The following is a 26845-nucleotide window of genomic DNA, read 5'->3' on the forward strand; positions in this document are numbered from 1 at the left end:
TATTAATCGTTCTTTTCTTGCTTATTCAATCCCCATTGCCACTTCGGCTTTTCGCCCGTAAGATAGCAGATTCCAATTAGCGCGAGAACGAGAATTGCGGTTTGGGGAACAAAACTTATGAGAAAATCGCTTATTGAATTTTGCGTAGAATCAGTGCGAAAGAAATTGAGCGTAATGAGAGCAAGAAAAACCGCCAGGACCAGCCAGCCCTGCCACGTGGCAGGCGTCCAACCCCAACCGTAGAGCTTGGCTTTGAACCAGTATCCCTTCGGATTATCTTTCAAATATGCGATGTATTCTTTGAGCATACTCAATTACATTACTGCTCGGAAGACCGGTCATCGAGACCTCGTTCTCTTAGAAGCCTGTCATTAAGTGCCTCAAGACCTGCCTTATCATTAGTCTCTATGTCCGTCTGAATCACCGGACCGAGAGACCCGTCTTGGTATCGTTCTCTCCACGTGCGTCGACCATCTTGTGAAGAGAAATTTATACCAATTGAAGTTTTACCTTCAATTTTTTCATTTTCATTTGACATATAATTTTTTGAAAGCTACTAATGGGTTAATTATATCAGGTAATTTGCTTCCCCACATCGTGGGACTACGTGGCAGAAAGAAACAATTTCAGAGTCTTCATAAACCCTCCCGTATATTTTTTTGGATTTACCTTCATATCTTCTGCTATGTCTTTTGGATTCGCCCAAAAGACCCTTTTCACCTCATCCTCCTTGAGCTTTACGGGAGTTGCCTTGCAAACATACACTCTAAACATATGCAATCTTTTAAAAATTTCCCCCTCACCTTGAGACCCTGCTAAACCAATATCTTGAAGGTCGACACCAAGAACACCCAGCTCTTCCTCCAATTCCCTCTTTGCCGCCTCAAGATAACTTTCCCCGACATCCACATGCCCGGCAGAAGAGTGATCAAGGTAGCCATCCTTTGCTCGTTCATTTACCAAAATCTCGCCTCTATCGTTTACAAGGTAAATCGCCGCCACTCTATGGAGCAGTCCTTCTTTATGCGCTTTTTCTCGATCCACTTCCCCAAGCACGGCATCATTTTCATCTACCCAAATGACATTACTCATAGCGGAAGATTTATCCAAGCCAGTTTCGTAATTTGGGGAATTTTTTGCAGATGGGAAGACTGGCGCACCAATTTTCAAGCCCCCAAAAACGTCCGGCGCGAAGGCTAGCGAGAAGTAAAAGAGCAGTTATATAGATAATGTGCTCATCAACTATAAATGCGTGCTCGTTCGGATAGGGGAAATCGAGAAGGGGAAGATAGTAGAGGAGCATCAAAAGCGCTCCGCACACGGAACTCAAGCGGACAAAAACGCCGAGAATAAGCGCGACACCGAGAAGCGTCAATCCCCATTCGTTGACAAAATTAATTACGGGCAAAATCTGCGGACTCGTGAGCCATAGATAGAATCCGGCAAAAGTTTTCGCGCCCTTCAAATACCCTCCCGCCGAACAACTCGGGTCGACGAGCTTTGTTATCCCCGCGTAGAAAAACATCCAGCCCAAGGATATTCGGAGTAAAAAAAGAGGAATTTTTATTGATTTGGTCATAAAGATAGCTATTAGTTGATAGTTAATAATTTTTAGTAAGTAATTTTTCTAATTTTTGGGACAAGATATTTTACAGATAGATATGCCACCACGACACCGATTGCGAACCCGCCCAAAATATCGGATGGGTAATGCACGCCGGCCATCACCCGGGCAATGGTCATCAATAGTGTAACAAAAAATAGTGAAATACCCCATTTTTTATTGTAAAAATATATTGCCGTTGAGAAGGCAAAAAAGAAAGTAGCGTGAAGCGAAGGAAATGAATTCGAGGTCTCCAAAAATAGCGGCTCCAACCCGTAGCTAATGAAAGGTCGAGGATGAAAGTAGAATGTATGGATAAGAGTTGCAATGATAAAACTGGAAACAAGAGCTGAAAAGAAAGCAACGCAGGCAATGCGTGTTTTCTCCCTCCGAGAATACCCGGAACGAAAAAGCAACACGAGAAATACTATGGGCAGGATAAAAGGCAAATACACGGCCAAAAAGGTAATTAACAAATCCCCCCACCCCGCTATCCCCGCAAAATTGTGGAGTAGAAAAAAAGCACTTGTGTCGAGATTCGTAAAAAATTGCATAGGGATATCTAGAGCTCCGTCCAAGAGTAAAAAATTATTGCAAGAGATTCAAACCAGTTTCTTCGTTAAATTCTCTCATAATCTTACCATTCAATTTTGTAAACATGACTTCAACGGTAGCGGAAACGACCAGTTTTTTTACGTGACCGCCGTACACCTGCATGTCTTTATCCGAAAATGTGCCGTGAGCATGAATCAACGGCAAATCTTTCATGAGAGACACATTACCGATAACGCCCGTTACTTCAAGCTTTTCCCGGAAGTCCCTATCCTCATATTTTTTATTCTCAAGATTATAATACGACAACACTAACTCACCGACAGAACCAATGGCAGAAAAAAATCCGGCTCCTATCTCTCGTTCACGACAAAAATCTGCAATCCCTTGCATCACCTCTTCTCCTTTATCAAACCGACAGACAAAATAATTATCGTCTTCGAGAATGAGTTTCATTGAATCATTATAATCCCGATTTTGGGGTTTTCAAAGTCGACGCGCCAAAGTTGACAAAAGTACCATTATCCGTAATATCAGTTTTGAACTGTTCTCAACCACAACAACGACGTCGTCCTATGAAAAAAATCGAAGCAATCATCAAGCCCTTCAAACTTGAAGAAGTCAAAGATGCCCTCAATGATATGGGCTGTGGAGGCATGACGGTCACCGAAGTCAAAGGATTCGGCCGGCAAAAGGGCCACACCGAGATCTACCGCGGAAGCGAGTACACAGTGGACTTTTTGCCCAAAATCAAAATCGAACTTTTCGTTCCAGATGACAAGCTCGAGCTCGCCATTGACAAGATCATTTTGCACGCCAAAACCGGCAGGATTGGCGACGGGAAGATCTTCTCCTCCTCCGTGGAAGAAGCCATTCGAATTCGCACAGAGGAAAGGGGTGATGCGGCCCTTTAGTTTGTCGGTCGGTTTTTCAAAAGGGTCTTCGAAGCCTGTTGAGTATGAGCCCCGACTTGCGTTGCACGGGGCTTTTTTATTGGAAGCGGACAGAATACCTCGCGTCCCTCCTGCGGCGGGGATGTCATGCCTGAGGCAGATCCGTCCTGAGGCGGAAATGGCCGCAGTTGAATGAGAGCGAGCGCCCGCCCGAACGTAACCCGCCTGTACCGAAACGTTACGTTCGGGCGGGCGTTTCGGTACGGGCGGGGAGCTCGCTCTTCTCCAACAAAGTTTGCCCCGATGCCTCGCCTAATACCCCGCCGAGGTTTTGCGAGGGGACGGCTTGCCGCGGGGATAGGACGAGGCCAAACTTTATTTCTTAAATTTCCTAAGCACAACACCCTTACAAACTCCAGTTTGTAAGGATGTTGTGCAAGAGTTGCAGAATGCAGAGGCCTTTTCGATAGCTATTTCAGATTCCTATAATATTCAAAAAGTGCTTTCGCCCCGGCAAGATTCCTCTCCCATTCGACAGTGCCGTGAGTGGAGAGCTCTACCGTAATCGCTGGAATGTTTATGGACGCGAGCCAACCTTCGGCGTCTCCGGTAATGGAGTACGCATCAAATGATTTAACCGCAGGATAGCCGGACGCTTTGGAGTAGACGTTCATGATGTCGAGAGTCCTCGGCAAAATACCTGCATTGCACTCCGACGCGTACACGGCATTAGACTGGCTATGCCAAAAAACGACTCCAACCGGTTTATCTTTGAGAACAAAATCGCGGAGTGCTTTCGCTTCCGGCTCGGAGAAAGCCTGTGTCCCAGCGCTTACCGTTTTTTCTCGCCATGTGCTTGTGGGCTTCCAGTTGCAGTCAAAGTTGCGATTGAGATCGATATCGTGCGCGTTAAATCTCCCTAATCCGGGCGTGGTTTGCGGAGTCGTGGTCGGCACATCCGCGAGGACAAAGCGACCAACTTTCCCGATTACCTTGAACACTCCGTCGGGATTCGCGGAAGGAATTACCGAAACAGTGAGACTCGCGGGCAGTGCCCCCGGATTCTGCGAGAGATAGTCGATGAATTGATACGAAAGAAGCACGCTGTTCCATTCATACCCTCCATGGATACCGCCCACAAATACGAGGTGCGTCGCCCCGCTTCCAAACGTGAATGCCTCGATGGAGCGACCTTCGACTGATGTGCCGATTACCGCGTGTTTTGTCCCAGATTCTTTCGGCTGTAACACGACCACCGGAGTCGAGACTGTTTCCACTTTGCGCAGTTTAACAAATGCAAACACACCTACGCCAAGCAAGACGAGAACAATACAGACCGCAATGACCCGCTTCGAGAACGTTCCCATTATTTAGAATAACTTTTTAGCACCGCTAAGATACCCGCTTTGTTATCAATCCATTCTACATCTTCATGGTTCGTGAGAAGCACACTTATTGCTGGAATGTTTTTCTTTGCAAGCCAATTTACCATATCGCCGGTAATTTCATAGAAATCAAAATTCTCGTGAGCAGGATAGCCGGAAGCTTTCGAGTACATATCGGTAAGAGCGCTCGTGTCGGACGAAACACCGTTGTGACAGCTCGAAGCATATACACCGCCCGCGGCGCTGTACCAAACAACAACCGCATTCGGCTTGTATAATTCCACATAATCTCGGATTGCCTGGCTCTCCGGCTCGGAGAATGCTTCGCTTCCTCCGCTTACCGTTTTGTTTTGCCATTTTGCGCTCGCCTGCCAGTCGCAGTCGAAGTTGCGATTGAGGTCAACGGTATGCGCGTTGAAGCGTCCGGAGACGAGAGTTGTTTGTGAGGTGGACACATCCGCTTTAGCGAAAGGGCTTGTGGTGGTGCCCACAACCTTGCTCAAACCGTCCGGATTCAAAACCGGAATAACTGTCACTTCCACATTTTGAGGTATGACGTCAGGATTTTCCTTGAGAAAATCCCTAAGCTCATATGCCACGAGCGCTGTGTTCCATTCGTATCCTCCATGTATACCACCTATAAAGAGAAGCTTCGTGTCGCCCGTGCCGAAGTGGTATGCGAGAATATCGCGACCTTCGACAGACTTGCCGATGACTGTCATGTCTTTGTTTGCGGGCACTGGTATCGCGACTGTCGGCGATGGAGTCGGAGTAACAGTTGACACATTCTCTTTCTGCATCAGTTTGGTGTTAGAACTCCATGTTATAAAATAAATTCCGGCACCGAGAAGAATAATAACGACGATTGCGATGATTGTTTTTTTCATATACTTTTTATTAACGCGACTTGTAAGTGTCAGATACTCTATATTGTCCAATTATTTTTTGCAATTCCCCGAAGCTTGTATTCACCATTTTGGAGGTCAAAGACCAAATAAAGGGTGGTCCAGTCCATCCCCCCAAATTTCGGGTCAAACCCCTTGAAATGATAAGCGACAACAGTGCGGTTGCCAGAATCTTGGAGGATTGTGTTTACACTGTTTGATCCCCCGTCCAATATTTTATTTACTCCAACTTCGGGAGCGCTCGCGTAATCATGGTTGTAAATCCAGATGCTTAAATATTCGGAAATTGTCAAATAAATTGGGTCGCCCTTGCCATCGGTGTAGCCAAATAAATATTTTTGCGGGTTGTTCGGTATGTTTGATATCTCGCTTGTTAAAATGTCATTTTTTGTCAAATCAAGATTCGGTACTTCATTCCACGATAACCCGTCGGAACTTGTGAGATTTTCAAGTTTTTGATAATCCTTATTTTTGAAAGCTACCAAGACTTCTTTTGCGCTATCCATTACATTCTTTTGCGCATCTTTTTTCACTTTGACGACGGGGACTGCAATCGGTTCAGAAATTGAAAGAGAGATGGATTCTTGAGCTTTTTGATACTGAACACCAATGTAAAAAGTGAGCAAAGGAAATACTCCCAAGAAAAATAGTATCGCAGCCAATTTCGAATACCAAGTAACCTCGTTGAGTTTTATCATTAACCCTATTATAGGTCACAGAGGTAAAATTGCAAATAACTTTCTTTTTGAGAGTCTAAAGCCCGAATTCGAAAAAAAGCTCATTTCGGCAAGGTTTAACCTTGACAGAAATTTCAATTTTTCTTTGTCTTTATAGTGATACTGACTTTCGTATCTATTAAATCTAATTTCTTTTCTCTACGCCAGCCCTGTATTTCTAATTCTCGTCTGCGAGCTTTCTTAAGCGTTAAGAACCGTTCCGAATAAAGCAACTTCACCGGTCTGCGAATTTTCGTGTAATGAGCTCCCCTTTTAGAATAATTATGCTGTTTCAAACGCCTTTCCAGATTGTTTGTGCAACCGACATACAAAGACGTATCGGCACATTCCAGTATATATGCAAAATAACTCATAGAAATTCTAGATCCTTCGTCAAAGATTCTCTTCGAGCCTGAAGCTTAGAGCCGAATGGTCTCGGGGACTTCTTCTCTTTGAGCCGGACAAAGACACTGTCTTTCAAGACCCTGAGGATCTTTCAGACCCGAACGGGATGAACCTTCGGCCTCGCGGAGGTAAAGAAGTGCTGGGGAGCTAGGGGTCGAACCTAGAGTCTTCTGCTCCAAAGGCAGACGTGTTACCAATTACACCACTCCCCAAAGTATTTAATTGTTCGGAAATAGCTCTAATCCATCCTGAAATTCTTCGGAGTAGTGTCGAGCTTTTTCTGACATTAATCTTTAAACAGCCATAATATAAGGCACCTTTATTACGCCGATGAGTCTTTGTATTATGCCTTTTATAATAGACTTTATCAAATTTTCTTATAGGTAACCCCGCCAAGTTTCCCCAAAACTTTTACCACCCAATCAACTACCCCGTCACAAGCGAGCGAGGTAAGCTAAGAATCTATTCGCTTATTCTCACGAATAGGAGAATAGACTCATCCTCACACTTTTACGCTAAAAAGATCCCAGGAGAGAAGAGTGAGAGGGGTGAGAGAAGAAAGCAATAATTAGAGAATAGAAAGTATATGTTTTGATGCGAGTTTCTGTGTTTGAGAAAGCGAAAAATACATTTCCAATCCCCTTTGTTCTTTTTGGACAATCTCCGAGTACGATAATACAGACAAATGTCGCGACGTAGACTTGAACGACAAGTTGATCCGTTCGGCCAATTCTCCAACCGTTAGTTCTTTATTGTCCCGAAGCAACTTGAGAATTGCGAGCCTCCTTCGGTTCGCTAATGCTTTTAATGTTTTTTCCAAGTCGTTCCTTTTAATCATTACATTTTGATCTCTTCATTCCTCTTTAATCTATTCTCCTATTCTCACGAATAAGCGAATTATACCAGACTGTATCAAGAAGTAAAATCTGTATTCCAAAACAAAACCAAATCCGAAACCGAATCCAAAACCGACATCTGAAATCTGAAATCCATGTTATAAAATCCATCTGTATCTATTCTTCTTTACCGCAAAGCTTGATAAGAGCGAGCTCGAGCGGGAGCTGGGGAAGGTACGAGAAGCCCACTTTGTCCAGAGCATTGAGAAGCACAATGACCGTTTTGGATGAAATTTTCAAGGTCGGGTTTGCGCTCATTTTTTTGAGAAAATTAAAATCGTTCTGCCCTGTCTCCTCCTTGATTTCCTCTTCCATCTCCTTGGCGTATTTCAAAAGCAGGATGAGACGGACTTTGAAAAGGACGAGCTTCACATAGGTTTTCATGTCGATATTTGCCTCAGCGGCATTTCGAACGGCGCTCAAGCCTCGCTCTATATTTTGCTCCTCTATGGCCTCGATACATTCGTTCACAAGCTCCGCGCGAGGCGCGCCGGTGACCATTTCCACCTCGTCATGAGTGATTTTTTTGTCCTTCGAGAAACTCAACACCTTCTGCAAAATCCCCTGCGTGTCCCGAAATGACCCTTCGCCCAAAAGTGCGATGAGCTCGAGCGAAGGCGCCTCGAGCGAATAGCCTTCCTTTTTGGAGATGACGGACACCACGTCCCGTAAAACTTCGAGCGATGGCTTTTTGAAATTAAAAACCTGACAGCGAGAGATAATGGTCTCGGGCAATTTCTCCATTTCGGTTGTGGCTAGAATAAAAACAACATGCTCCGGTGGCTCTTCCAAAGTTTTTAAAAGAGCATTATTAGCTTCCTTTGTAAGCATATGGCAGTTAGAAGAACATATTCCATTTGCAATAAAAGTATGCGTATCTTCGACGGTAAAATCGTATACTCTTGCATTCTCCTCTAATCTTTCAATAGTAAGTATTTTTTCGTATCGAAATTGTAAATACGGATTAAATTCCGGTGCTTCAGCTACCTTTATAAATTCTTTCACGGTCTCACGCATAAGACCCTGAAATTGATCGAGGTATATACCATGTTGATTCAATATCATATGGCTAAGGCGTAATTCTTTTCGTCTCGCAAGAAAAGGGACTTGGAGAGGAATACTATCTTGCTTCTCTGCATGGTCAAATTGATTTTTAAGTACATCTGCTTTTCTTTGAATAGACAACCCAATAGAATTTTGAAAAATTCTTAGATCATATCCCGTAATGTTCAAGCGATATACTGTCTGATGCTTTATATTTTTTCGCTTGATTTCCATTGCACCGCTTCCGATGCCGAATTTTTTTAACAGAAGTTGAAGTTTTTTGGAAAAAATAGGAGAGCAAGAGTTAAAACTTAATTTAAAAAGTCTTGTCGATTTTGTAAATGTTGCATCACCCTCGCAGCAAAAACATGTATCAATATAAGCTCTTATGCTTTCAAGAGGTGCTTGGAAAATCGCATCAGGAATATCGATAGAATTACTTTTTTTTCCCGAAGGACAGAGTAATTTGATGAGTTCCTTTTTTAGTTGCGGTGAATACGACCTTAGCAATGTAGTACCCCGTTTCGTCTTCGTAATAGTCACTTCCCCACCACAATTCCATGCTTTGCATCCATTTGTAAAAGAGGAAATGAAATATTGGACATCTTTTGAGATCTCAACTTGAATTGTGCAAGAATCTTTCGAAATATGACCATCACATTGTATCAGTGCGAGAAAAGCAGCTTGATCTTTTGTCAATAGATTTTTCGCTTTATGAGGCAAACTTGCAGGACTTATAAGAAAATCTGAAAAATTTATATCTTCTGCCTTAACAAGAGAAAATGCTCCCTTTCTCATCACCCATAATTTATGCGTTGGAGTACATTTTAATGTTGATTGAGGTGTACGAATACTGATTAGTTCTTTGGTTTTGCGTGAAAACCAATTAGAGATTTTTTTAAATACAATCGTTCCCGAATTTAAATCGACTGAGGCGACTTCATCCCCATTTTTTATTTCAGCGATAGATTTAACTGCTCCGTCTGCAAGCTGGATTAAATGATCAGATGTTAGACATTCGTCCACTATGTATACTTTGTGCTTTGAATCAAAGGGCAGAGTGCTCACCCCTTCGCGAAGTTCGCGCACGTCGTCAATCCCGCGATTCGACGCGGCATCAATTTCATAGAGGTCGTTGTCGGAGGTGCCGATTTCTCGCGCAAAAATCCTCGCAATCGAAGTTTTTCCGGTCCCCCGAGAGCCCTCGAAAAGATAGGCATGAGAAATTTTGCCTGCTTCAATAGAGCCCTTCAACACCTTCACGATATGGTCCTGCCCCAAGACATCTCGGAATGATTGAGGGCGGTATTTGCGATAGAGGGCTAATTTGCCCTTTTTTTCCTCTCCCATGTAAAAAGTATAGCAGATTTTGGATGAATAGTTGAAAGGCGGATTCGTGAGACGAATCCGCCTTTTTTGATTGGCTCATTCGGGCTCGTTTATCCGAACTTACGCCTGATCACCTCCCTTTGCGAATGACCGATTCGAAGTGGTTTGCATAATCAAGTTTGATTTCATTATTTTTTATGGACAATCACCTCGAGTCAGTTTGGCCAAGAAACAACAGCCGAACATTATTTTATCGTAAAAGCCTCTACAATTCTAGAGACCTCATCTGCGTCCTTTGCTTCCATCAAGCGTGCTCGGAGTTCGGCCGCGCCGTCGAAGCCTTGCACATATGCTTTGTAATGTTTCTTCATGATGGCGAAATTTTTCTTTCCATGAAAAAGCTTTTCAAAAAGCCTGGTGTGCTCAACAAGGGCGCGGAGCTTTTGGGAAAGTGAGATTTCGTTTAAGAAACTTTGTCCCTCGGATGCCTCGGGACGTTTCTGCCCTTCACCCTGTTCAGGACGTTCCTTTTCTCGAATCTGTTCCAGATTCGAGAAAAGGAACGGATTCCCGAAAATTGCTCGGCCGAGCATCACTCCATCTGCCCCGCTCTCTTCCGCCTTAGCGAAAGCATCGGCAATTGTCGCAACATCGCCATTGCCGAAAATGAGCGTTTTGGATTTAAGACGATTGCGGATGTCGACTGCTTCTCGAACGTCCTCCCACCGCGCGGGAACTTTGGACATCTCTTTCCGAGTGCGTGCGTGAAGAGTTATAACTGCGGGCTCTTCGGCGAGAAGCTCTGGAAGCCATGTCAGAAGCTCATTTTTGTTGTAGCCCAAGCGAGTCTTTATCGATATGGGAATTTTGCTACCTGCAGATTCGAGACCTTCTCTTGCCGCACGAACAATGGCTCTCGCAAGCGACGGGTTTTTCATCAGGGCAGCTCCAGCACACTGTTTCTCGATGGCTCTGTCGGGACAGCCCATATTGATATCAAGCCCATCAAAGCCTAATGTCGCGACTAATTTTGAAGCTTCACGAATCGTGTCAGGGTTGCCCCCAAAAATCTGCGCGACAATCGGCCTCTCTGCTTCAGTGTACATAAAGTCGAGCAGGAGTTTTTCCCTACCTTCTTTTGGTGCCCGAATAAGCCCGTCAGCAGAGACGAACTCTGTCCACATTACATCCGGTTTCCCGTGCGTTGCAATAACCCTCCGAAACGCCGCATCGGTAACGTTAGCCATGGGTGCCAAAGCAATTACGGGCTTCTCTAGTTTTTCCCAGAATCCTAAATTTATCATGACTTAGAGAATAGCACGAAAAAACGCCTTGCGAGCATTGGAAAACTATGCTGAGCAAACCTTTAATAGATGTCCATTTCTCGGTCGGAAGTTGTCGGTGCAGGAATATCCGGAAAGGTAAAATTCTCCGCAAGATAATTTACAATGGCGGCAATGTCTGTGTTTCGATCCTCGCTTTTAAGCACTACCACCACCACATTTCTGTTCACCCCATTTTTTTGCGGAATGTTCCATAGAGATACCGCGGTTCTATCCGCCTCGTCGGTGTAACCATTCTTCCCCCCAAGATAGGAAGGCACTCTCAAGAAAAGCGCGGAATTTGTCCAGGTGTGAGTCTTAGTAGTGTAAGACGACAACTTCGTAATATCGAAAATAATTTTCTCTTTTTTATAGATAAACTCCGCGATTTTAAAAAGGTCGAGAGAGGTTGAAGTATTGCGAGGAGAGAGCCCGGACGCGTCGGAAAATGCAGTGTGGGTAGCACCCATCGCGAGCACGGCCTCATTCATGGCATCAAGAAATGCCACTCGACCATGGATTCTTGCCAGAGTCTCTGCCGCATCATTTGATGATTCAAATAGAAGAGGGTATAGGAGATCGCCTACTCGAATTTTCTCGCCTGACTTAAGCTCGCCTGTCTCGCCATACGTGTCAGTGGCGCTTTTTGGAATCGTTATGATTTCGTCCTGTTTAAGATTCTGGAGAGAAACATAAGCGGTAACGAGTTTTGTGACAGAAGCTATCGGGAGCACCTCGTCCTTGTTCTTCTCGAGAAAGATTTCCCCCGAATCCAAATCGGCCGCGACGTATGAGAAGGCGGTCGTTTTCAGTTCGATTTTCTTAGGCAGGCTCTCTTCAATTTTTTTGATAAGATTTTTCTCGTCCGCTCCCGCCACCGCCTCATTAGTATCAAAAGTGTCCTGAAGCTCGATGGCGGAAGATTCTGCTCTGTCGGATTCTTTGTTCTCATTTCCTTTCTCCGCGAGAGAAGTAACAGCGGAAGCTATTCCAGTAACCGCTTCCCTGTCTTCTCCCGAGTTCATCACGTAAGTCCGCCCATGTTCAAAAAAATTCTCATACGCAATTTTTGCTCCCGTAACTGCCCCCCACGCCAAAGCCCCCCCAAAAAGGAGAGGCGAAAATATCCAAAAAATATAATAAAAAATTGAGCGCTTGGAATACATTTTTAGCGAATATGTTTATTGGAAGCGGACAGAATACCTCGCGTCCCTCCTGCGACGAGGATGAATGGCCGCAGTGGAATGAGAGCGAGCGCCCGCCCGAACGTAACGTTTCGGTACGGGCGGGGAGCTCGCTCTTCTTGAACTATGTTTCCCTGATGCCTCGCCTAATACCCTGCCGAGGTACTCCGAGGGGACAGCTTGCTGCGGGGGTAGGACGAGGCCAAACTTTATTATACTTTAAAAAAGCATTTCCCATACTTACCTTTTATTTGAATTTGTAGAAGACCCTGTTGCCAAAGCGCAAATCAATGTAGTCTATATTCGTGGGAGAATTTTTTACATCTTTTTTAAACGAGTCCGACTCGAGAAGTGTCTTGAGGTGCTCGACAGTTTTTGCAAATGCTTCTCTTTCATTTACTAACACGCGGTTGTTATCCGAAAGAACAACTTCGTACTCCCCTCCACCTTTGGAAAGAAGCCGTGTGGCTGAAATTCTATTGTTTTCAAGTTCCTTAATGAAGCCGGACACCTTTTGAAAATCAGCTAGAGGAAGATACTGCGACCCGATTGGGTCAGACTCCGCAATAGCTCCGAAGAAACGAAAATAGACATTTTCGGAAAAAAGAGGAGCTTTCGAAAACACATACCCGGTGTCATCCATGAAAAAGCAATCCGAAACTTTGACCTCCGCAGACATTTTTTCACCGCACCAGAGAAACATCGCCTTTTTTTCAGTCACGGAAATGGCGAGCGCCGAGAGACCGACTCTCTCAATTTTCACCGAATCGATCCGTTTCCACGTATCCTTCATCTTCTCTTCAATGAGCCTTTTGGGATAGATAAAAATATTTCTTTTGGAAAAAATTTCATAGTAGCTTCCGTCAAGTTCGCCCTCCACGAGAGAAAGAATGTCATCCTCGGTTACCGCAGAATTGCCCTCAACCGTGATATCCGAAATGGCAACTTGTTGAAGTTTCGAAAGGTATGAAAGCGAGTAAATCAAAAGGGCGCACAGGATAATCAGAAATATTATTTTAATCCAAAAAAATTTCCTCTTTTTTTTAGCGTATTTTTTTGACCTTAGTCTGGATCGTTTGAAGATAGACATACAAATGACTTATAACTTATCACTGAATAACAAATAGCTGAATGACTCGAAGCAAAAATTCATTTTTGGTTATTCAGTCATAGAGTTTAGAGTCATGAGTTATCTGTATTATTTCTGTATCAGCTTTTTGCCGTTCATATAGGGCGTGAGTGCCTCGGGAATTTTAATTGAGCCGTCTTCCTGCTGATAGTTTTCAATAATTACTGCGAGCATCCTCCCCATAGCAACAAGCGTTGCATCATTCATGTGTAAGGGTTCGCTCTTGCCGTCCTTTCGCTTCACTTTGGCATTCAATCTTCGAGACTGAAAACTTGCCGTCAAATCAGCAGAATGTGTTTCGCGATAGTTGTTTTCCCCCGGCATCCACGTCTCGATATCAATCTGGCGATAGTCGGGAAAAGCCATGTCGCCAGTGCAGACAGCAACAACACGGTACGGCAGTTTGAGAGAACGCAAAATATATTCCTGGATAGCGACGAGAAAATCCTGTTCAGCGAGAGAATGTTCCGGCAGGCAAAACGTTTCCATTTCGAGTTTGTCGAACTGGTGCTGGCGCAAGATGCCCTTTGTGTCCTTGCCTGCAGCTCCCGCTTCTCTCCGAAATGCCGATGAATAGCCCGCGAGGCGTATGGGCAAATCCTGCTCATTCACTGTTGCGTCCATGTACATTGGTCCCAAAGTGTGCTCTGCGCTCCCCACCAGCATCAGGTCATCATTCGGAAAAAGGTAATGTTCCTCGGGCGTCAAAAAGCGCGCCATTCTGTTTTGGACCGCAGGCTTCACAAAAACGGGCGGAAGAACCGGAGTGAATGCCGTGACGACAACCGAAAGTTTGGCATCTTTGGCAATCTCCTCTAACTTCGCTTTATCGGTGAGCACCCCGAGACAAAACTGCAAAAGTCCGAACTGGAGTAGAACCGCGTCACCTTTTAGGTATGCAAAACGAGAACCGGATACAGTGCCCGCGGTTTCCGTATCAATTATCCCTAAGGCGACGCCAAGCTCGTGATGGTCCTTCGGAGTAAAAGCGAATTGTGGTTTCTCTCCCCATTGCCTCACGACTTTGTTTTGGCTTGCATCAGCGCCTACTGGAGTATCCACCGAGGGAATATTCGGAATTTTGAGCATTAATGCAAGATATTTTTTGTCCACATCGGCAAACTCCGCCTCAACGGATTCCACTTCCCTTTTGAGCGCAAGACCCTTTTCGATATCGCGAAAACGCGCGGCCTCGTTACGCTTTTGGTTTATTTCATCAATCTTCTGCCTTTTAGCTTTCCGGTCTGCATACAATTGCAGCAATTGGTCAAGATCCACTTCACGATTCTTGTTTTTGATCGCGGAAGCGACAATATCTTTGTTTTCTTGGATGAATTTAATGTCTAACATAATAGTGCGATACAAATCATCGAATGCACGCGAATCTACGAATAAAAATCTTTATTCGTTTCATTCGCTGACTTATTCGTATATTCGCATCGTGCTTGATTTTCTAAATCATAACAGAATTGCTACAATTTGGGAATGGAACACCCAATATTCGAACTTGCTCCCGATCATTTTCCGCCACTTTTGAAAGAAATTCCCGACCCTCCAAAAAAACTTTATGTGAGAGGGGCGCTTCCCGATTGGAATTCGCTCAAATTTCTCACCGTTGTGGGCTCACGAAAGTTCACAAACTACGGCCGAGAAGCCTGCGAAAAGCTCATTTGGGGACTCCGAGGATACCCCGTTGCAATAGTCTCCGGACTGGCCCTCGGCATGGACGCGATCGCCCACCAGACTGCGCTCGAAGCGGGACTCACCACTCTTGCTTTCCCCGGTTCCGGCCTTGACCCGAAAGTTTTGTACCCCGCGACGAATTCCAGGCTCGCCCAGGACATTTTAGAATCGGGCGGAGCATTGCTATCAGAATTTGAGCCCAATTTCAAAGCGACCCCCTACAGTTTTCCCCGCCGAAACAGGCTCATGGCAGGAATGTCAAACGCAGTTCTCATCGTCGAAGCGGAAATAAAATCCGGCACATTAATCACCTCAAAGTTCGCCACGGAATACAACCGCGACGTGTTCACTATTCCCGGATCTATTTTTTCCAAAAATTCAGAAGGCCCCCACATGCTACTTCGCCTCGGCGCCACTCCCATTACAAAGGAAGCCGACCTCCTTGAAGCGCTCGGATTTTCAGATGAAAACAAAGAGCAATCTTTGGAATTAAAATACAAGGACTGCTCGAGTGATGAGCTTAAAGTTATCGAAATTTTGCGAGAGCCCCTGAGCCGGGAAGACCTGCTCGCAACTCTTGCGATGCCGATTCACAAGGCAAACACCCTTCTCTCTGTGATGGAAATCAAGGAGATGATTAAGGAGACGATGGGAGAGATGAGACTCATGTAATACGTAACTTATAACCCATAACTGAATGACAGAATAACCAGAACAAAATTTAGATTTTTGTTATGAGTTATTCAGTTATTAGTTATTCAGTCATCAGTCCTACCACCCCTTCTTCTTCAACCCATTCTCGGCCGCTTTTTGTTCCGCTTCCTGTTTTGACTTTCCATCGCCACTTGCAATCAGAGCGTCGCGCAAGTAAACGCCGACTGTAAAAAACTTGTCGTGGTCTGGACCGAGCTCTTTCGATACTTTGTACATGGGTGTGATTCCCTCAATCTCCTGGGATTTTTCCTGAAAAAGACTCTTCGCGTCAATCCATGTTCCCTTGACCACGATATCATCGATATGGGGGGTAATATATTTGTTGATAAAATTTTCCGCCTCCTTATATCCCTGATCCAAAAATATCGCGCCGATCAAGGCCTCCATCGTATTCGCTAAGATAATCTGTCTTGCTTTGCCCTTATCTTTGCTCTCGCCTTTCGAAAGAAGGAGAAAGTCGTCCATGTTGAGCTCTACTGCGATGGAAGAAAGAATAATGGCGTTTACCAAAGCCGAGCGGTAGGAGGTAAGGTCGCCTTCGTTTTTGTTTGGGTATTTCTTATACAAATAAACCGTAGAAACAAGCTCCAGAACTGCGTCTCCCAGAAATTCCAGCCGTTCATTATGCTCCAGAGTCATCCTCTTGTTTTCATTGATGAAAGAGCGATGAGTAAAAGCCTGCTTCAAAAGGCCCTTGTTTTTAAAAGAGACTCCTATTTTTTTTTCAAATTGTTCGAAATCCATATACACGATGCGAATTTACGAATAAATCAGCGAATGCTACGAATAAATGATTCAACTTCTTCCATTTGTTGATTCGCATGCATTTGTAGATTGGCATCGCTTATTTTTTTAGTAAAATACTGACTGCCTTCGTCACAATCGGCAAAATGTCGTTATATAGGTTAAGCTCGATGATCTCGTCAATTTTAAACCATCGGGCGTCGTTGAGACCCCCCGACTCCCCAAGAGTAATCGGCGTATACTTCGATTCTCCCAGAAAATAGTGGACCTCTTTTCTGATTTTGCCTTTCTCGGGGTCCGATGCGATATATTCATTCTTGCCCAAATCTTCTTTTATCTCAATGTCGAGGCTGAGCTCTTCTTTAATCTCTCGTATTGTCCCCAATTTTACGTCTTCATCCCCTTCGAGCTTGCCTTTGGAAAGGGTCCAATGTCCGAAAATATCGTGGACAAAAGCAAGATAGATGGTTTTTTTGCTTTTAGCGAAAACAACAGCCCCGCCCAATTTGATTATCGTCATGTCCTCGTAAGCGATTTCGGGACGAATTTTCTTCTTTGAAACCTCATCTTTCCCCGGCTCCCCCATTTCCTTATACACAGAGCCGAGCACGCCGTTTACAAATTTGCCACTATTTTCTCCGCCAAATTTTTTTGCGAGCTCAATTGCCTCATTAATTGCAACTTTGGCAGGCACTTCAGCTCGGTCCGAAAACAGTAGCTCAAAAAGCCCGATGCGAAGGACATTGCGATCCACGTATGAAATTTTGGCGATCGGCCATTCGGGAGCGGCTTTTTCGATTACCTGATCCAAATCTGCTCTCTTTTTTAATATATCTTTTGCAAGCGAGACCACGAAAGACAAATCACCGATGCCTGGAGCGAATTCCTTGGCATTTCTCGCTAATATCTCATCAATATCGCTCTCTTTTCTTTGGGCAAAATCCCACTCGAAGAGCGATTGGAGAACTATTGATCTTGAAAGGTGCCTGTTGGCCATTTTACATAGAACATGTAACGCGTAACATATAACATTTAAGATCGTATCCTCTTGTGTTACAAGTTGCGTGTTGCGTGTTGTGTGTTCTACTTCTTGGGTTCTACCCCCAATGCTTTATTCTTGTCTTTCATCCTTTGTTCTTTTCTTGCGGTTTTTGCTTCCATATCGATGATCTGCACGCCTCGGTATTTTCCACAGTTCGCGCAAACACGGTGGCGAAGATGCAATTGTCCGCAATCCTTACACGTCGAAAGACGCGGCTCCCCGAGCGCGTGGTGGCTACGGCGATTTGCCGTGTGAGATCGCGTGTGCCTCATTCGAACTACCATGGGCAATAGTATACCTAAGTAGGAAGAAAAGGCAAGAATGTGTAACGCAAAACGTGTAACGTATAACGCCTGAAAAAATATCCCTTTTTCTTCCGTTACACGTTATACGCTACACGCTACACATTTTTCAGAAAGCTCCTCCTATGTATCTTAGAGAGACCCCATTTTCGCAGGAGCTTATAGTGCTCTTTCGTGCCATATCCTTTATGACTCTCAAAAGCGTAGTTCTCATATTTCTTCGACAAACGAACCATAATCCTGTCTCGGGACACTTTTGCCACAATCGAAGCGAGACCGATTATTTTGATTTTTTCGTCTCCCCTTACAATCGTCTTCTGATTTGTAAATTCTTTTGGCGCCTTGAGTCCGCCGTCAAGGAGAACTTCGCACTCGCAGGGATTTACTTCGAGCTTGTCGAGACATCTTTTGACCGCAACCTTGATGGCTTTCGAAAGCCCTATCGTATCCAAAACATTCGGAGCAATATGCGATATCGAAAAATCAAGCGCCCCATTTTTTCTCTCCCGCATTATTTTCTTAAACCATTCCTCGCGCCTCAAGGGAGAAAGTTTTTTTGAATCTTTTGAACCTCGAAATTGAAAAAACTTCTCTGATGCCGGCGCTTTAAGAGCGCAGAACGTCAAAGGTCCAGCGATAGGACCACGCCCTACTTCATCGATGCCTATTATATACTTCGAGACCATTGAAAATGCGTGGCAAGCACTAGACAAAAAAGAAGAAAATCGCAATCGCCAAAATAAAGTTCACAACCACAACTGTGAGCAAGATGCCTTTAGCCTGACTTTCTTCTTTGATGATTCCTTTTTTAAGAAGCCACGCAGTCATAGGAGGCACCTGGTTTGAGGGGTAAGACTGCGCTCCATTATTTTCATCGAATTCTACGTTTGACATAAAAAATGTAAATAGCGATTAATAATCTATTTTACCACTCTGGTTCTTATTCCGCAACGATATGGTCTTTGAAATAGCGGAGGGTACTACCGACTTTCTTGCCTGGGTTCAGAATGTTTTGCGGGTCAAAAATGTTTTTTACCTCCTTGAAAAGCGCCATGATTTCTTCTCCATACATCTTTGGAAGATAGGGTGTCCGCACAATGCCGTCTCCATGCTCGGCCGTGATCGAGCCCTTGTATTCTAAGACCAACTTATAGACTTCGCTTGAGACGTTCATAATAATCCCCTTTTCACGCGGGTCGCGCATGTCCATAAGGGGAATAATATGGAAGTTGCCGTTGCCTACATGCCCCGCAATGGTATAGACGAGTTTGTATCTGTCCAAAATTTCCGTTAGCTTCGGCATGAATTCGGGCAGGTGTTCGGGTCGAACAATAATGTCGTCGATGAAGGGCGCCGTTCTGCGATTCTTCACATGTTTGCGAAGGAGATTGAAACTCTCACGGCGGATCGTCCAATACTTTTTTGATTCTTCCTCCGACGCAGTCACGCGAGTTTTTAAATGAAATGGCGCAAGATGTGCGTCAAGTTTCTGCATCTTGTCGTTCACGGCAGACTCGGAATCGTCCGCAAATTCGACGAGCACCACGAGCTTGGGCATCCCGCCTGTCACCATCATCCACGCTTCAGGAAGAAAACTCCACATAAGCTTCAAGAAACTGGTTTTCATCGTGCGCACCATGTCCGGCATAAATTTGATAGCTAGCATTAGAGTGTGGTCATCGTATGATTCGAAACTCTCCGGCTTAAAGGGTAAAATTTCATTCACAAGCTTCGCGACAGGGTCGAGGCTTTTTAGGAAGATGACGTATAGTTTTGAATATTTCTTCACCGGCACGAGCTTGAAAGTAATTTCGGTCGTAATCGCCAAAGTCCCCTGCGAGCCGACCAAAAGCTTATTCAAATCAAACGTCACTCCATCCCAGACATTCCAAAGAAAGTATCCGGCGGAATTCTTGGAAACTTTGGGCTTCGCGCTCGCAAGCAAGTCTTTGTTTTTTTCGACGAGTTCAAAAACGCGTTTGTAGATACTACCTTCAAAATCGTTCTGCGACATTTTGATGTCGAGTTCGGGTTTTGCAAGTGGTTTAACAACATACTCGTTGCCGTCAGAAAAAATCACTTTGAGCTTATTAATGTAATCTTCCGTTTTTCCATAAGCGAGCGTTTTTTCCCCTCCCGAATTATTGCCTACCATTCCTCCTACGGCGCACAATTCTTTCGAGGCGGTATAGGAAGGCAGAAACACGCCTTTCTCCAACGTCTTCTTTTCAAAATCCCTATAGAATGTTCCGGGGAGAACAACAGCTTCTTCGTGGCCGGCTTCGGCAGAAACAGAAAGAGTCCCCTGCATGTATTTGTTGACATCGAGAATAATTGAGTCATTCAAAGGTCCTCCCGACATGCACGTGCCAGCCGCCCTCGGCGTTATCGAGAGCGTCGGATTTTCTTTTTTGCGGTCTCGAACAAATCTGACAAGATTTTTTATATCCTCGACATCTTTTGGAAAGACGACTAGCTCCGGCGTCACTTCAAGGAGACTCGCGTCGTGGCTGTATTTTTTGAGCGATTCCTCATCGTCCGCCACATCGCCTTTCACAAATTGTTTTATTTCTTCTTTCATGATATTCAATGGAAATGTATGAGCTTGACTTTTTTCTTTGATTAGCTATTATAGTAATACAAATGCCTTCGGGCTCGCCCTCTCACGAGGGAGAAAAATAAGAAAGACCGTCAGAGTATATCTTTGACGGTTTTTCTTATTCCTTCCCTCCCCTCCTCAGTTGAGGAGGGGTTAGGGGTGGTGCTGCCCAAAACTTCTTGCATCTTTATCAAAACTCCGTTTAGGTTTGTATTTACTTCATTATTCCAGAACCTTAGAACGTCACATCCTATGCTATTAAAAAACTTTGTCCTCCTAAAATCATATTCTTTATTGTTATCGTCATCATGCTGACTACCGTCGATTTCAATGACAAGTTTCTTTTGTGAACAATAAAAATCCACGATGTATTGACCGACACTGTGTTGTCTTCTGAATTTATATCCGAGTTGTCCATTTTTCAACCTTGACCAGAGAATAATTTCTTGAGGTGTCGCGCTACTTCGCAAAGATTTTCGCATATCTTTAAGGATATTAAGATTATGAACAGTTCGCATATAAAAATTTTCACACCACCCCGCCGCGGACGGCACCCCTCCTCATCCGAGGATGGGAGGAGGAAAATAAACTAATTTACATCTTATTAAACAACTTCAGCCGAGCCTCCGCCACCCTCTCCACTTCCTCCATGGGTAATTTCATATATTTATACGGCGCGACCTCTTCGGGATTTTCCGCCAGGGACTTTTTGATTCCGTTTACGAATGCGACCCGAAGCTCGGTGGAAATGTGCGTGATTGAAATCCCGGCGTCAATTGCAGAAACTAAATCTTCGTCCACCGTTCCCGAGCCTCCATGAAGAACGAGGGGGATGCCCGACGCAACTCTAATATCTTTGATTCTCTTTATGTCGAGGCGGGGGTCATGTCCCACTCGCATCATGCCGTGGACGTTCCCCACCGCCGGAGCCAGAAGATCGATTCCCGTCATTTCAACAAATTTTTTCGCAACGTCCGGATGGGTAAGGTCATCACCCGTAACTTTTACGCCCTCGGGAAGCGCGTCCAATACTTTGGACGACTGACCGATGTATCCAAGCTCCCCCTCAATTAAAATATCGGGGCGGACACTTTTTGCATATTCAACGCACTTCTTTGTCATCGCCACATTTTCATCGAAAGAAAGCTTCGCCCCGTCAATGATTGCAAGATCAAACCCTGCATCTATCGCTTCCTTCACCCGCTCAAAACTATACGTGTGGTCAGCATTCAAAAAGACCGGGAAATTCGCTTCTTCCCGAAGACTTCGAACAACCGCCACAATTTGCTTTACTCCAAAAAAAGCGCGTTCACCTTCCGATGCTCCAATAATGACGGGAACACCGAGCTTCTTAGCCGCTGTGAACACCGCTTGAACCATCTCGATGTTTGAAATATTAAAATGTCCGATTGCGACCTTATTTTTTTCCGCCTCGGCAATGTATTCAAGAAGCGTTTTCATGGGGATATTGTATCACAATCCATCGGTATGGAAAATTCGAAATTCGAAGAGCGAAATTCGAAAAAATTCAGAATAATTAACTGAAAGATCAGTTGCTTGAATTTAGAATTTTTTCACATTTTTTCGAATTTCGAATTTCGGATTTCGTGCTTATATTTTTGCTTTTTGCTATACTATTCGAATATGAGAAACATGGACTTCCTCGCCATCGGTGACGTTACCACCGACGCGTTCATCCGAATCAAGGACGCGAGCGTAACCTGCGACCTGGACCGCCGTAATTGCAAGCTCTCTTTGAATTTCGCCGACAAAGTGCCCTACGAATCGGTGACAGAACTTCCAGGAGTCGGAAACAGCCCTAACGCCGCCGTCTGCGCCGCCCGACTCGGACTCTCTTCGGCAATTGTTACGAATGTGGGCGATGATGAAAACGGGAAAGCTTGTGAAAAAGCTTTGAAGCAAAACGGGGTTAAGGCCAACTACCTCACCCGAGAAAAAGGCAGAAAAACAAATTACCACTACGCCCTTTGGTATGAAGACGAACGAACGATTTTAGTAAAACATGAGGAATTCAACTATTCCCTTCCAAAAATACAGACTCCTTCCTGGGCATATGTGAGCTCTCTCGGGTCAAACTCATTCAACTACCATTTGGAAATTATTGAGTTTCTAAAGAAAAATCCGGAGGTGAAACTTGTTTTTCAGCCCGGAACATTCCAAATGAAGCTCGGTCGGGAGAAACTAAAAGATATTTACGCGCGGTCAGAAATTTTTATCTGTAATGTTGAAGAAGCGCAGAGAATACTTGACATGCCAAACGGAGAAATAAAAGCACTGCTGGCAAAGATGCACACGCTTGGACCGAAAATTGTTTCAATAACCGACGGTCCGAAAGGCGCCTACGCTTCCGACGGAAAAGCGCAGTGGTTCATGCCGATCTACCCCGACCCAAAACCCCCTCTTGAGAGAACAGGTTGCGGAGACTCCTTTGCCGCTACCCTTACGGTGGCAATTTCTCTAGGCAAAAGCTTAGAAGAAGCTCTCCTGTGGGCGCCGATTAACCCCATGTCTGTGGTACAATATGTGGGGGCGCAGGAAGGGCTTTTGAGCCGAAAAGCGCTAGAGGATCTCTTAGCGAGGGCACCTGCCGATTATAAACCTAGAAAAATATGAATGAAGCCGAAAAAACGGAATTTCTTGAGGACGTGGCGGCTGAAAAAATAGCTTTCGCGTCAGAAGACCAAGAAAAAGTGGCGCACGAGCTCAAAATCCTTCAGACAAAATTGCGCAAACGTTTCAGTATGAACGATCGAGCTTTGATTGCGGGAGCGGAAGAAATGACGATGAATAGCGGGCAGAAGGAAGAAGCTTGGAAAGAATTGCGAACGATTCAGAGTGACATTTCTAAAATGCTCGCCGATAGATCCAGCGGACGAGAAGAGCTTAAAAGAATTGAGAAACGTATTCAATCGCTTGAGTCCATTCTTTCTCCAGAGAATCAATGAGTCGGTCTCGGAAATGACTTTTTTCACATCTCCAAACGCGTGTTGGAGATTTTTTCTACACTTTCAAATCGCCATTCTTATTCTTCCTTAAAAATGTCAAGTTTCGACAATAATTCTGTTTTGATTTCTTCAGGAGTGTTCACTAGATATTTATCTCTGACGTATGCTTGACGTTTGAGCAGGGCTTGTAAGTTTGCATTCGCTTGTTTGTATTGTTCTTCAAATTCCTTCGGAAATAATCCTTCTAATATTTGAAAGTATGCGAAAATTACGGAGAGAGTACTGCCGTAACAAGCGATCCACGGGTTACGACTTCCACCTTTCAATTCATTATCAATGTTAGCGGGCGCTTGACTGATTGCTTTCTTGATAATTTTTATTATCCCTTCCTCGGTATTCTCATCATTTTCGTTTGAGTTATCACCTCCTTCAGTATTTAGTACACCTTTTTCAAGTAGATTTGTCATTTTTTTGATGCTATTTTCTTTTTAAAACTTTATTGACCGCATCTCTAATATCTTTTTCGCCCATTCCATAATGCTCGAGAAGTTCCTCTGGCTTTCCTGATTGACCGAATTCATCTTTCACTCCTACAAACTCTTGTGGAACGGGATAATTTTTGGCCAAGAATTCTGCAACAGCGGAGCCCATTCCGCCAGCTATTTGATGCTCCTCTACAGTGACAATTCTTCCCGTCTCTTTAGCAAGACGCAGTATGGCATGTTCGTCCAAGGGCTTAATGGTTGAGAGATTAAGAACTTTCACTCCTATCTTCTCTTTCTCCAATTCCTTGGCGACTTTGAGCGCTTTGTGAAGAAGCGCGCCTGTCGCGATAATACCCACTTCTGCCTTTCCTACAATTGGTTCGAAGAAAACGTGCGCTTTTCCTACCTCAAATGGAGTATCCTCCGTAGTTATAACAGGAGTTTTATCGCGTGCGAGCCGAAGATAAACCGGCTTCCCCATCTTCGCCACAGCTTGGGTTGCCTTCTTGGCTTCTATTGCATCGCATGGCGAAATTACAACCATGTTGGGAATAACCCGAGTGATGGCAATGTCTTCAATCGCCTGATGCGTCCCCCCATCGGGACCCACAGAAATTCCAGCGTGTGAGCCCGCTATAATTACCGCTCTGTCGTTGTAACAAATCGTTGTGCGAATCTGCTCCCAGTTTCTGCCCGGAGAAAACATGGCGTAAGAGGAAATGAACGGGATTTTCCCCATTGCTGACATCCCCGAAGCCACGCTAGCCAAATTCTGCTCGGCCACCCCCATTTCGATAAACCTCTCTGGAAATTTATTTTTGAAAAGATGCATCTTGGTGCTCTCTGTTAGGTCAGCGCAAAGGCCCACGACCCTTTTGTCCGCTTCTCCCGCGAGCACCAAACCTTCCCCGAACCCTTTACGGATTTCGGCCAATTCGACATCATTGTCAAAGAGTTTGGAATTGAGTTTTTGAGATTGGCTTAACATTATAGCAGTCCTTTTATTTTAAGAATCCCGAAGCTAATCGAAGATATAACTAAAATTATTCCTTCAATCCTTCTTAGTGAATAGTCTCGCAAGGTCTGCGGGTAGTCGTAACTGGCTTTTTTATTGAAAAGGAGCGTAATACCCAGAAGAAAGCTCACAGCTATGAATAGATAAATCCAGGTCGGCTGAAGCAACTTGCTGAACCAGAGCGTAATAGCCAAGAGAAGAAAAACTATTTTTAATATTATTTCTATATACCTCATCGTTGTTATTTTTAAAGCTAAAACCTGACAGCTAATAGCTTCCCTACTCATGTTCACTCCTAATCTTTCCTCCCAGCGTTCGGAGCGCGTGAAGAGCAATCTTTTTCTCCTCCGGAGTGGTCGGAGGCTTGCCATGCCATTCGAATTTTCCTTCAAATTCTGGAATGCCCTTTGATGGAATCGTGTGAGCTATAATTACCGATGGCTTCTCGCTCACCGCCCGTGCTTGCCCAACCGCCTCGTCAATTGCCCGAAAGTTATGCCCATCCACCTCCTGCACATGCCAGTTGAATGACCTCCATTTGTCCACAATGGGCTCTAAAGGCATGATGTCCTCGGTGAAGCCGTCTATCTGAATGTTGTTGCGGTCCACTATCGCCGTCAGGTTTTGCAATTTTTCTTTCCCGGCAAGAAGTATCGCCTCCCACGTTTGGCCTTCATCATGCTCGCCATCGGACATAAGGCAATAAAATTGCTTTCCGCTTGAGCGCCCGTTGTCCATGCGGTCTGCAAGCGCCATACCTACAGCTTGTGAGAGACCTGCGCCGAGTGGTCCCGACGAGGTTTCAAGCGAGGGAAGCCATTCTCGGTGTGGATGCCCCTGAAGACGTGTGCCGAATTTGCGAAGCGTCTTCAATTCCGAGACGGGAAAATATCCGGCGTGGGCCATCGTAGCGTAGAGAACCGGACAAATGTGGCCGTTTGAAAGCACAAGTCGGTCTCGCTCCGACCAGTCCGGCTTTTTTGGGTCATGCTTCAACGCGTAAAAATAGAGGTATGTAAAAATATCGGTCATGCCAAGTGGCCCCGCCGTGTGTCCCGAGCCAGCCTCGATGAGCATCTCAATAATCGAGGTGCGGATTTGGTTGGCTGTGAGTTCAAGTTCGTGAATTTTTTTGTCATCCAACATGGTAGTTTAGTATGATAGTAAGTTAGTATATTAGTATGCCAGAAACTAGAATTCTTCTAAAATACCAACTTACTATCTACTAGCTTACTTTCTTAAACTCCTCAACCGTTTCCACAAGATTTTCGCTCTCGAATATCGCCGAGCCCACCACGAGCCGGTCTGCGCCTTCTTCTTTTAAAAGCTTCGCATTCTCCAAATTTACCCCTCCATCAACTGACACCAAAATCTCCGGATGATTGTTCTTGAATTCCCTGATTTTACCATAGACTCTCTCGTCAAGCTCTTCTCCCTGGAAGCCAATCTTCGCAATTCCCATAAATTGCACGAATTGAATGTTCTCGAGATAAGGCAAAATGGCATCATTCGGCGTATCGGGATTAAGAGCAATCCCCAGTTCAACCACATCTTGAGTTGCAGAAAATATCGAACTTATCTCATTTTTTAGCGCTTCAACATGAATAATAATGCGCGATGCCCCTGCGCTTATCCAATCGGAAACAACCGCCTCGGGATTCAGGACCATCAAATCAACTTCAAAATCAAGCTCTTTCCAATAGGGCATTCCTTCGTCCTCTTTCAAAATCTTCTCGAAATCGACGCTGTATTTTCCCTTTACATATGGCCAGCTCTCCCTCGGCACAAATTTCCCGTCACAGACGTCAATCTGCACTAAAGGAACGAGACCTTTCACTTGCGAGAGATGCTCCTCTAAATCTTCGAAATTTTTGGGGATGATGGCGGGGATTATGGTCATGAAAAAAGCTTTTAGCTTCTAGCTGTTAGCTA

At 44.7% G+C, this 26845-nt stretch carries 33 protein-coding genes and 1 tRNA gene; 4 read left to right on the plus strand and 30 right to left on the minus strand.

Annotated elements, in window-relative coordinates:
• Nucleotides 1-2: 2 nt before the first annotated feature.
• The 6 genes from ABI430_00730 to ABI430_00755 all read right to left on the minus strand — a co-directional run bounded on the left by ABI430_00730 (nt 3) and on the right by ABI430_00755 (nt 2611).
• Nucleotides 3-308 carry a hypothetical protein gene (locus tag ABI430_00730; protein ID MEO8637411.1) on the minus strand — a complete coding sequence of 102 codons (306 nt, stop codon included), beginning with the start codon at nt 306-308 and terminating at the stop codon, nt 3-5.
• Nucleotides 309-319: 11 nt separating this feature from the next.
• A complete protein-coding gene (locus ABI430_00735) occupies nt 320-538 on the minus strand; it encodes a hypothetical protein (protein ID MEO8637412.1) in 219 nt (72 codons plus the stop codon).
• A 65-nt stretch (nt 539-603) separates the two neighbouring features.
• Nucleotides 604-1092, minus strand: a complete 489-nt coding sequence (locus ABI430_00740; GenBank protein ID MEO8637413.1) for an NUDIX domain-containing protein — start codon at nt 1090-1092, stop codon at nt 604-606.
• Between the two features lie 10 nt (nt 1093-1102).
• Nucleotides 1103-1579 (minus strand): DoxX family protein, encoded by a 477-nt coding sequence (locus ABI430_00745; GenBank protein MEO8637414.1) that lies wholly within the window; start codon nt 1577-1579, stop codon nt 1103-1105.
• A 32-nt stretch (nt 1580-1611) separates the two neighbouring features.
• Nucleotides 1612-2157: a phosphatase PAP2 family protein gene (locus tag ABI430_00750; GenBank protein MEO8637415.1), complete on the minus strand. Its 546-nt coding sequence runs from the start codon at nt 2155-2157 to the stop codon at nt 1612-1614.
• 34 nt (nt 2158-2191) lie between these two features.
• A complete protein-coding gene (locus ABI430_00755; protein ID MEO8637416.1) occupies nt 2192-2611 on the minus strand; it encodes a PPC domain-containing DNA-binding protein in 420 nt (139 codons plus the stop codon).
• 119 nt (nt 2612-2730) lie between these two features.
• On the opposite strand from ABI430_00755, the gene ABI430_00760 reads away from it, so the two are divergent.
• The gene (locus tag ABI430_00760; GenBank protein MEO8637417.1) at nt 2731-3069 is read left to right on the plus strand and encodes a P-II family nitrogen regulator; all 339 of its coding nucleotides are present in this window, start codon (nt 2731-2733) and stop codon (nt 3067-3069) included.
• Between the two features lie 449 nt (nt 3070-3518).
• Here the strand turns inward: ABI430_00760 and ABI430_00765 are convergent, their stop codons facing one another.
• The 11 genes from ABI430_00765 to serS form a co-directional block, all read right to left on the minus strand.
• Nucleotides 3519-4415, minus strand: a complete 897-nt coding sequence (locus tag ABI430_00765) for a M14 family metallopeptidase (GenBank protein ID MEO8637418.1) — start codon at nt 4413-4415, stop codon at nt 3519-3521.
• Nucleotides 4415-5320 (minus strand): M14 family zinc carboxypeptidase, encoded by a 906-nt coding sequence (locus ABI430_00770; GenBank protein ID MEO8637419.1) that lies wholly within the window; start codon nt 5318-5320, stop codon nt 4415-4417. Before ABI430_00770 ends, ABI430_00765 begins: the two co-directional genes overlap by 1 nt.
• Nucleotides 5321-5358: 38 nt before the next feature.
• Nucleotides 5359-6036, minus strand: coding sequence for a hypothetical protein (locus tag ABI430_00775; GenBank protein MEO8637420.1), 678 nt, complete (start codon nt 6034-6036; stop codon nt 5359-5361).
• A gap of 113 nt (nt 6037-6149) precedes the next feature.
• Nucleotides 6150-6428, minus strand: a complete 279-nt coding sequence (locus ABI430_00780) for a GIY-YIG nuclease family protein (GenBank protein ID MEO8637421.1) — start codon at nt 6426-6428, stop codon at nt 6150-6152.
• Nucleotides 6429-6598: 170 nt separating this feature from the next.
• Nucleotides 6599-6671, minus strand: a tRNA-Gln gene (locus tag ABI430_00785).
• Between the two features lie 356 nt (nt 6672-7027).
• Nucleotides 7028-7297 carry a metalloregulator ArsR/SmtB family transcription factor gene (locus ABI430_00790; GenBank protein MEO8637422.1) on the minus strand — a complete coding sequence of 90 codons (270 nt, stop codon included), beginning with the start codon at nt 7295-7297 and terminating at the stop codon, nt 7028-7030.
• Nucleotides 7298-7472: 175 nt separating this feature from the next.
• Nucleotides 7473-9749, minus strand: coding sequence for an LAGLIDADG family homing endonuclease (locus ABI430_00795; protein ID MEO8637423.1), 2277 nt, complete (start codon nt 9747-9749; stop codon nt 7473-7475).
• Nucleotides 9750-9973: 224 nt separating this feature from the next.
• Nucleotides 9974-11032, minus strand: a complete 1059-nt coding sequence (locus ABI430_00800) for a tRNA-dihydrouridine synthase (protein ID MEO8637424.1) — start codon at nt 11030-11032, stop codon at nt 9974-9976.
• Between the two features lie 62 nt (nt 11033-11094).
• On the minus strand, nt 11095-12216 hold the full coding sequence (locus tag ABI430_00805; GenBank protein ID MEO8637425.1) for a serine hydrolase: 1122 nt from the start codon (nt 12214-12216) through the stop codon (nt 11095-11097).
• Nucleotides 12217-12481: 265 nt separating this feature from the next.
• On the minus strand, nt 12482-13324 hold the full coding sequence (locus ABI430_00810; protein MEO8637426.1) for a hypothetical protein: 843 nt from the start codon (nt 13322-13324) through the stop codon (nt 12482-12484).
• A gap of 108 nt (nt 13325-13432) precedes the next feature.
• Nucleotides 13433-14713 carry a serine--tRNA ligase gene (gene serS, locus ABI430_00815; protein ID MEO8637427.1) on the minus strand — a complete coding sequence of 427 codons (1281 nt, stop codon included), beginning with the start codon at nt 14711-14713 and terminating at the stop codon, nt 13433-13435.
• Between the two features lie 135 nt (nt 14714-14848).
• Here serS and dprA point away from each other — a divergent pair, with 135 nt between their 5' ends.
• Nucleotides 14849-15718: a DNA-processing protein DprA gene (dprA, locus tag ABI430_00820; GenBank protein MEO8637428.1), complete on the plus strand. Its 870-nt coding sequence runs from the start codon at nt 14849-14851 to the stop codon at nt 15716-15718.
• Between the two features lie 99 nt (nt 15719-15817).
• Here the strand turns inward: dprA and rnc are convergent, their stop codons facing one another.
• From rnc to ABI430_00860, 8 genes are all read right to left on the minus strand, one after another.
• Entirely contained in the window at nt 15818-16504 is a 687-nt protein-coding gene (gene rnc / locus ABI430_00825; protein MEO8637429.1) for a ribonuclease III, read from the minus strand.
• 100 nt (nt 16505-16604) lie between these two features.
• Nucleotides 16605-17501, minus strand: a complete 897-nt coding sequence (nusB, locus tag ABI430_00830) for a transcription antitermination factor NusB (protein MEO8637430.1) — start codon at nt 17499-17501, stop codon at nt 16605-16607.
• An 86-nt stretch (nt 17502-17587) separates the two neighbouring features.
• Nucleotides 17588-17830: a 50S ribosomal protein L32 gene (rpmF, locus tag ABI430_00835; GenBank protein MEO8637431.1), complete on the minus strand. Its 243-nt coding sequence runs from the start codon at nt 17828-17830 to the stop codon at nt 17588-17590.
• 116 nt (nt 17831-17946) lie between these two features.
• On the minus strand, nt 17947-18534 hold the full coding sequence (locus tag ABI430_00840) for a ribonuclease HII (protein ID MEO8637432.1): 588 nt from the start codon (nt 18532-18534) through the stop codon (nt 17947-17949).
• Between the two features lie 19 nt (nt 18535-18553).
• Nucleotides 18554-18742 (minus strand): hypothetical protein, encoded by a 189-nt coding sequence (locus tag ABI430_00845; protein ID MEO8637433.1) that lies wholly within the window; start codon nt 18740-18742, stop codon nt 18554-18556.
• A 46-nt stretch (nt 18743-18788) separates the two neighbouring features.
• Nucleotides 18789-20429 carry an FAD-binding oxidoreductase gene (locus ABI430_00850; GenBank protein ID MEO8637434.1) on the minus strand — a complete coding sequence of 547 codons (1641 nt, stop codon included), beginning with the start codon at nt 20427-20429 and terminating at the stop codon, nt 18789-18791.
• Between the two features lie 110 nt (nt 20430-20539).
• Nucleotides 20540-20965: an endonuclease domain-containing protein gene (locus tag ABI430_00855; protein ID MEO8637435.1), complete on the minus strand. Its 426-nt coding sequence runs from the start codon at nt 20963-20965 to the stop codon at nt 20540-20542.
• Nucleotides 20966-21041: 76 nt separating this feature from the next.
• Nucleotides 21042-21908 carry a class II fructose-bisphosphate aldolase gene (locus ABI430_00860; protein MEO8637436.1) on the minus strand — a complete coding sequence of 289 codons (867 nt, stop codon included), beginning with the start codon at nt 21906-21908 and terminating at the stop codon, nt 21042-21044.
• Nucleotides 21909-22091: 183 nt separating this feature from the next.
• Between ABI430_00860 and ABI430_00865 the strand changes: the two genes are divergently transcribed.
• Both ABI430_00865 and ABI430_00870 read left to right on the plus strand, forming a co-directional pair.
• Complete coding sequence (locus ABI430_00865; GenBank protein ID MEO8637437.1) at nt 22092-23081, plus strand: carbohydrate kinase family protein; 990 nt, start codon at nt 22092-22094, stop codon at nt 23079-23081.
• Nucleotides 23078-23413 (plus strand): hypothetical protein, encoded by a 336-nt coding sequence (locus ABI430_00870; protein MEO8637438.1) that lies wholly within the window; start codon nt 23078-23080, stop codon nt 23411-23413. Before ABI430_00865 ends, ABI430_00870 begins: the two co-directional genes overlap by 4 nt.
• A 77-nt stretch (nt 23414-23490) precedes the next feature.
• On the opposite strand, the gene ABI430_00875 is transcribed toward ABI430_00870, so the two are convergent.
• The 5 genes from ABI430_00875 to ABI430_00895 all read right to left on the minus strand — a co-directional run bounded on the left by ABI430_00875 (nt 23491) and on the right by ABI430_00895 (nt 26813).
• Nucleotides 23491-23880 carry a hypothetical protein gene (locus ABI430_00875; protein MEO8637439.1) on the minus strand — a complete coding sequence of 130 codons (390 nt, stop codon included), beginning with the start codon at nt 23878-23880 and terminating at the stop codon, nt 23491-23493.
• A 10-nt stretch (nt 23881-23890) separates the two neighbouring features.
• A complete protein-coding gene (locus ABI430_00880) occupies nt 23891-24886 on the minus strand; it encodes a transketolase C-terminal domain-containing protein (GenBank protein ID MEO8637440.1) in 996 nt (331 codons plus the stop codon).
• On the minus strand, nt 24886-25149 hold the full coding sequence (locus tag ABI430_00885; GenBank protein MEO8637441.1) for a hypothetical protein: 264 nt from the start codon (nt 25147-25149) through the stop codon (nt 24886-24888). Before ABI430_00885 ends, ABI430_00880 begins: the two co-directional genes overlap by 1 nt.
• A 43-nt stretch (nt 25150-25192) precedes the next feature.
• A complete protein-coding gene (locus ABI430_00890; protein MEO8637442.1) occupies nt 25193-26059 on the minus strand; it encodes a transketolase in 867 nt (288 codons plus the stop codon).
• A 79-nt stretch (nt 26060-26138) separates the two neighbouring features.
• Nucleotides 26139-26813: a hypothetical protein gene (locus ABI430_00895; protein MEO8637443.1), complete on the minus strand. Its 675-nt coding sequence runs from the start codon at nt 26811-26813 to the stop codon at nt 26139-26141.
• Between the last annotated feature and the right edge of the window lie 32 nt (nt 26814-26845).

This window comes from Candidatus Taylorbacteria bacterium (assembly GCA_039934295.1).
Classification (GTDB): domain Bacteria; phylum Patescibacteriota; class Minisyncoccia; order Phycocordibacterales; family HO2-43-120; genus HO2-43-120.

Bases quoted from the DNA above. Each gene is read 5' to 3' on its own strand.
- ABI430_00740 (MEO8637413.1), bottom strand. From the start codon at position 1,092: ATGAGTAATGTCATTTGGGTAGATGAAAATGATGCCGTGCTTGGGGAA.
- rpmF (MEO8637431.1), bottom strand. From the start codon at position 17,830: ATGGTAGTTCGAATGAGGCACACGCGATCTCACACGGCAAATCGCCGT.
- ABI430_00865 (MEO8637437.1), top strand. From the start codon at position 22,092: ATGAGAAACATGGACTTCCTCGCCATCGGTGACGTTACCACCGACGCG.
- ABI430_00770 (MEO8637419.1), bottom strand. From the start codon at position 5,320: ATGAAAAAAACAATCATCGCAATCGTCGTTATTATTCTTCTCGGTGCC.
- ABI430_00860 (MEO8637436.1), bottom strand. From the start codon at position 21,908: ATGAAAACGCTTCTTGAATACATTGCCGAGGCGGAAAAAAATAAGGTC.
- ABI430_00750 (MEO8637415.1), bottom strand. From the start codon at position 2,157: ATGCAATTTTTTACGAATCTCGACACAAGTGCTTTTTTTCTACTCCAC.
- ABI430_00755 (MEO8637416.1), bottom strand. From the start codon at position 2,611: ATGAAACTCATTCTCGAAGACGATAATTATTTTGTCTGTCGGTTTGAT.
- ABI430_00775 (MEO8637420.1), bottom strand. From the start codon at position 6,036: ATGATAAAACTCAACGAGGTTACTTGGTATTCGAAATTGGCTGCGATA.
- dprA (MEO8637428.1), top strand. From the start codon at position 14,849: ATGGAACACCCAATATTCGAACTTGCTCCCGATCATTTTCCGCCACTT.
- ABI430_00850 (MEO8637434.1), bottom strand. From the start codon at position 20,429: ATGAAAGAAGAAATAAAACAATTTGTGAAAGGCGATGTGGCGGACGAT.
- ABI430_00735 (MEO8637412.1), bottom strand. From the start codon at position 538: ATGTCAAATGAAAATGAAAAAATTGAAGGTAAAACTTCAATTGGTATA.
- ABI430_00885 (MEO8637441.1), bottom strand. From the start codon at position 25,149: ATGAGGTATATAGAAATAATATTAAAAATAGTTTTTCTTCTCTTGGCT.
- ABI430_00895 (MEO8637443.1), bottom strand. From the start codon at position 26,813: ATGACCATAATCCCCGCCATCATCCCCAAAAATTTCGAAGATTTAGAG.
- ABI430_00790 (MEO8637422.1), bottom strand. From the start codon at position 7,297: ATGATTAAAAGGAACGACTTGGAAAAAACATTAAAAGCATTAGCGAAC.
- ABI430_00870 (MEO8637438.1), top strand. From the start codon at position 23,078: ATGAATGAAGCCGAAAAAACGGAATTTCTTGAGGACGTGGCGGCTGAA.
- ABI430_00840 (MEO8637432.1), bottom strand. From the start codon at position 18,534: ATGGTCTCGAAGTATATAATAGGCATCGATGAAGTAGGGCGTGGTCCT.
- ABI430_00730 (MEO8637411.1), bottom strand. From the start codon at position 308: ATGCTCAAAGAATACATCGCATATTTGAAAGATAATCCGAAGGGATAC.
- ABI430_00875 (MEO8637439.1), bottom strand. From the start codon at position 23,880: ATGACAAATCTACTTGAAAAAGGTGTACTAAATACTGAAGGAGGTGAT.
- ABI430_00810 (MEO8637426.1), bottom strand. From the start codon at position 13,324: ATGTCTATCTTCAAACGATCCAGACTAAGGTCAAAAAAATACGCTAAA.
- nusB (MEO8637430.1), bottom strand. From the start codon at position 17,501: ATGGCCAACAGGCACCTTTCAAGATCAATAGTTCTCCAATCGCTCTTC.
- serS (MEO8637427.1), bottom strand. From the start codon at position 14,713: ATGTTAGACATTAAATTCATCCAAGAAAACAAAGATATTGTCGCTTCC.
- ABI430_00805 (MEO8637425.1), bottom strand. From the start codon at position 12,216: ATGTATTCCAAGCGCTCAATTTTTTATTATATTTTTTGGATATTTTCG.
- ABI430_00880 (MEO8637440.1), bottom strand. From the start codon at position 24,886: ATGTTAAGCCAATCTCAAAAACTCAATTCCAAACTCTTTGACAATGAT.
- ABI430_00800 (MEO8637424.1), bottom strand. From the start codon at position 11,032: ATGATAAATTTAGGATTCTGGGAAAAACTAGAGAAGCCCGTAATTGCT.
- rnc (MEO8637429.1), bottom strand. From the start codon at position 16,504: ATGGATTTCGAACAATTTGAAAAAAAAATAGGAGTCTCTTTTAAAAAC.
- ABI430_00855 (MEO8637435.1), bottom strand. From the start codon at position 20,965: ATGCGAACTGTTCATAATCTTAATATCCTTAAAGATATGCGAAAATCT.
- ABI430_00890 (MEO8637442.1), bottom strand. From the start codon at position 26,059: ATGTTGGATGACAAAAAAATTCACGAACTTGAACTCACAGCCAACCAA.
- ABI430_00845 (MEO8637433.1), bottom strand. From the start codon at position 18,742: ATGTCAAACGTAGAATTCGATGAAAATAATGGAGCGCAGTCTTACCCC.
- ABI430_00760 (MEO8637417.1), top strand. From the start codon at position 2,731: ATGAAAAAAATCGAAGCAATCATCAAGCCCTTCAAACTTGAAGAAGTC.
- ABI430_00780 (MEO8637421.1), bottom strand. From the start codon at position 6,428: ATGAGTTATTTTGCATATATACTGGAATGTGCCGATACGTCTTTGTAT.
- ABI430_00745 (MEO8637414.1), bottom strand. From the start codon at position 1,579: ATGACCAAATCAATAAAAATTCCTCTTTTTTTACTCCGAATATCCTTG.
- ABI430_00765 (MEO8637418.1), bottom strand. From the start codon at position 4,415: ATGGGAACGTTCTCGAAGCGGGTCATTGCGGTCTGTATTGTTCTCGTC.
- ABI430_00795 (MEO8637423.1), bottom strand. From the start codon at position 9,749: ATGGGAGAGGAAAAAAAGGGCAAATTAGCCCTCTATCGCAAATACCGC.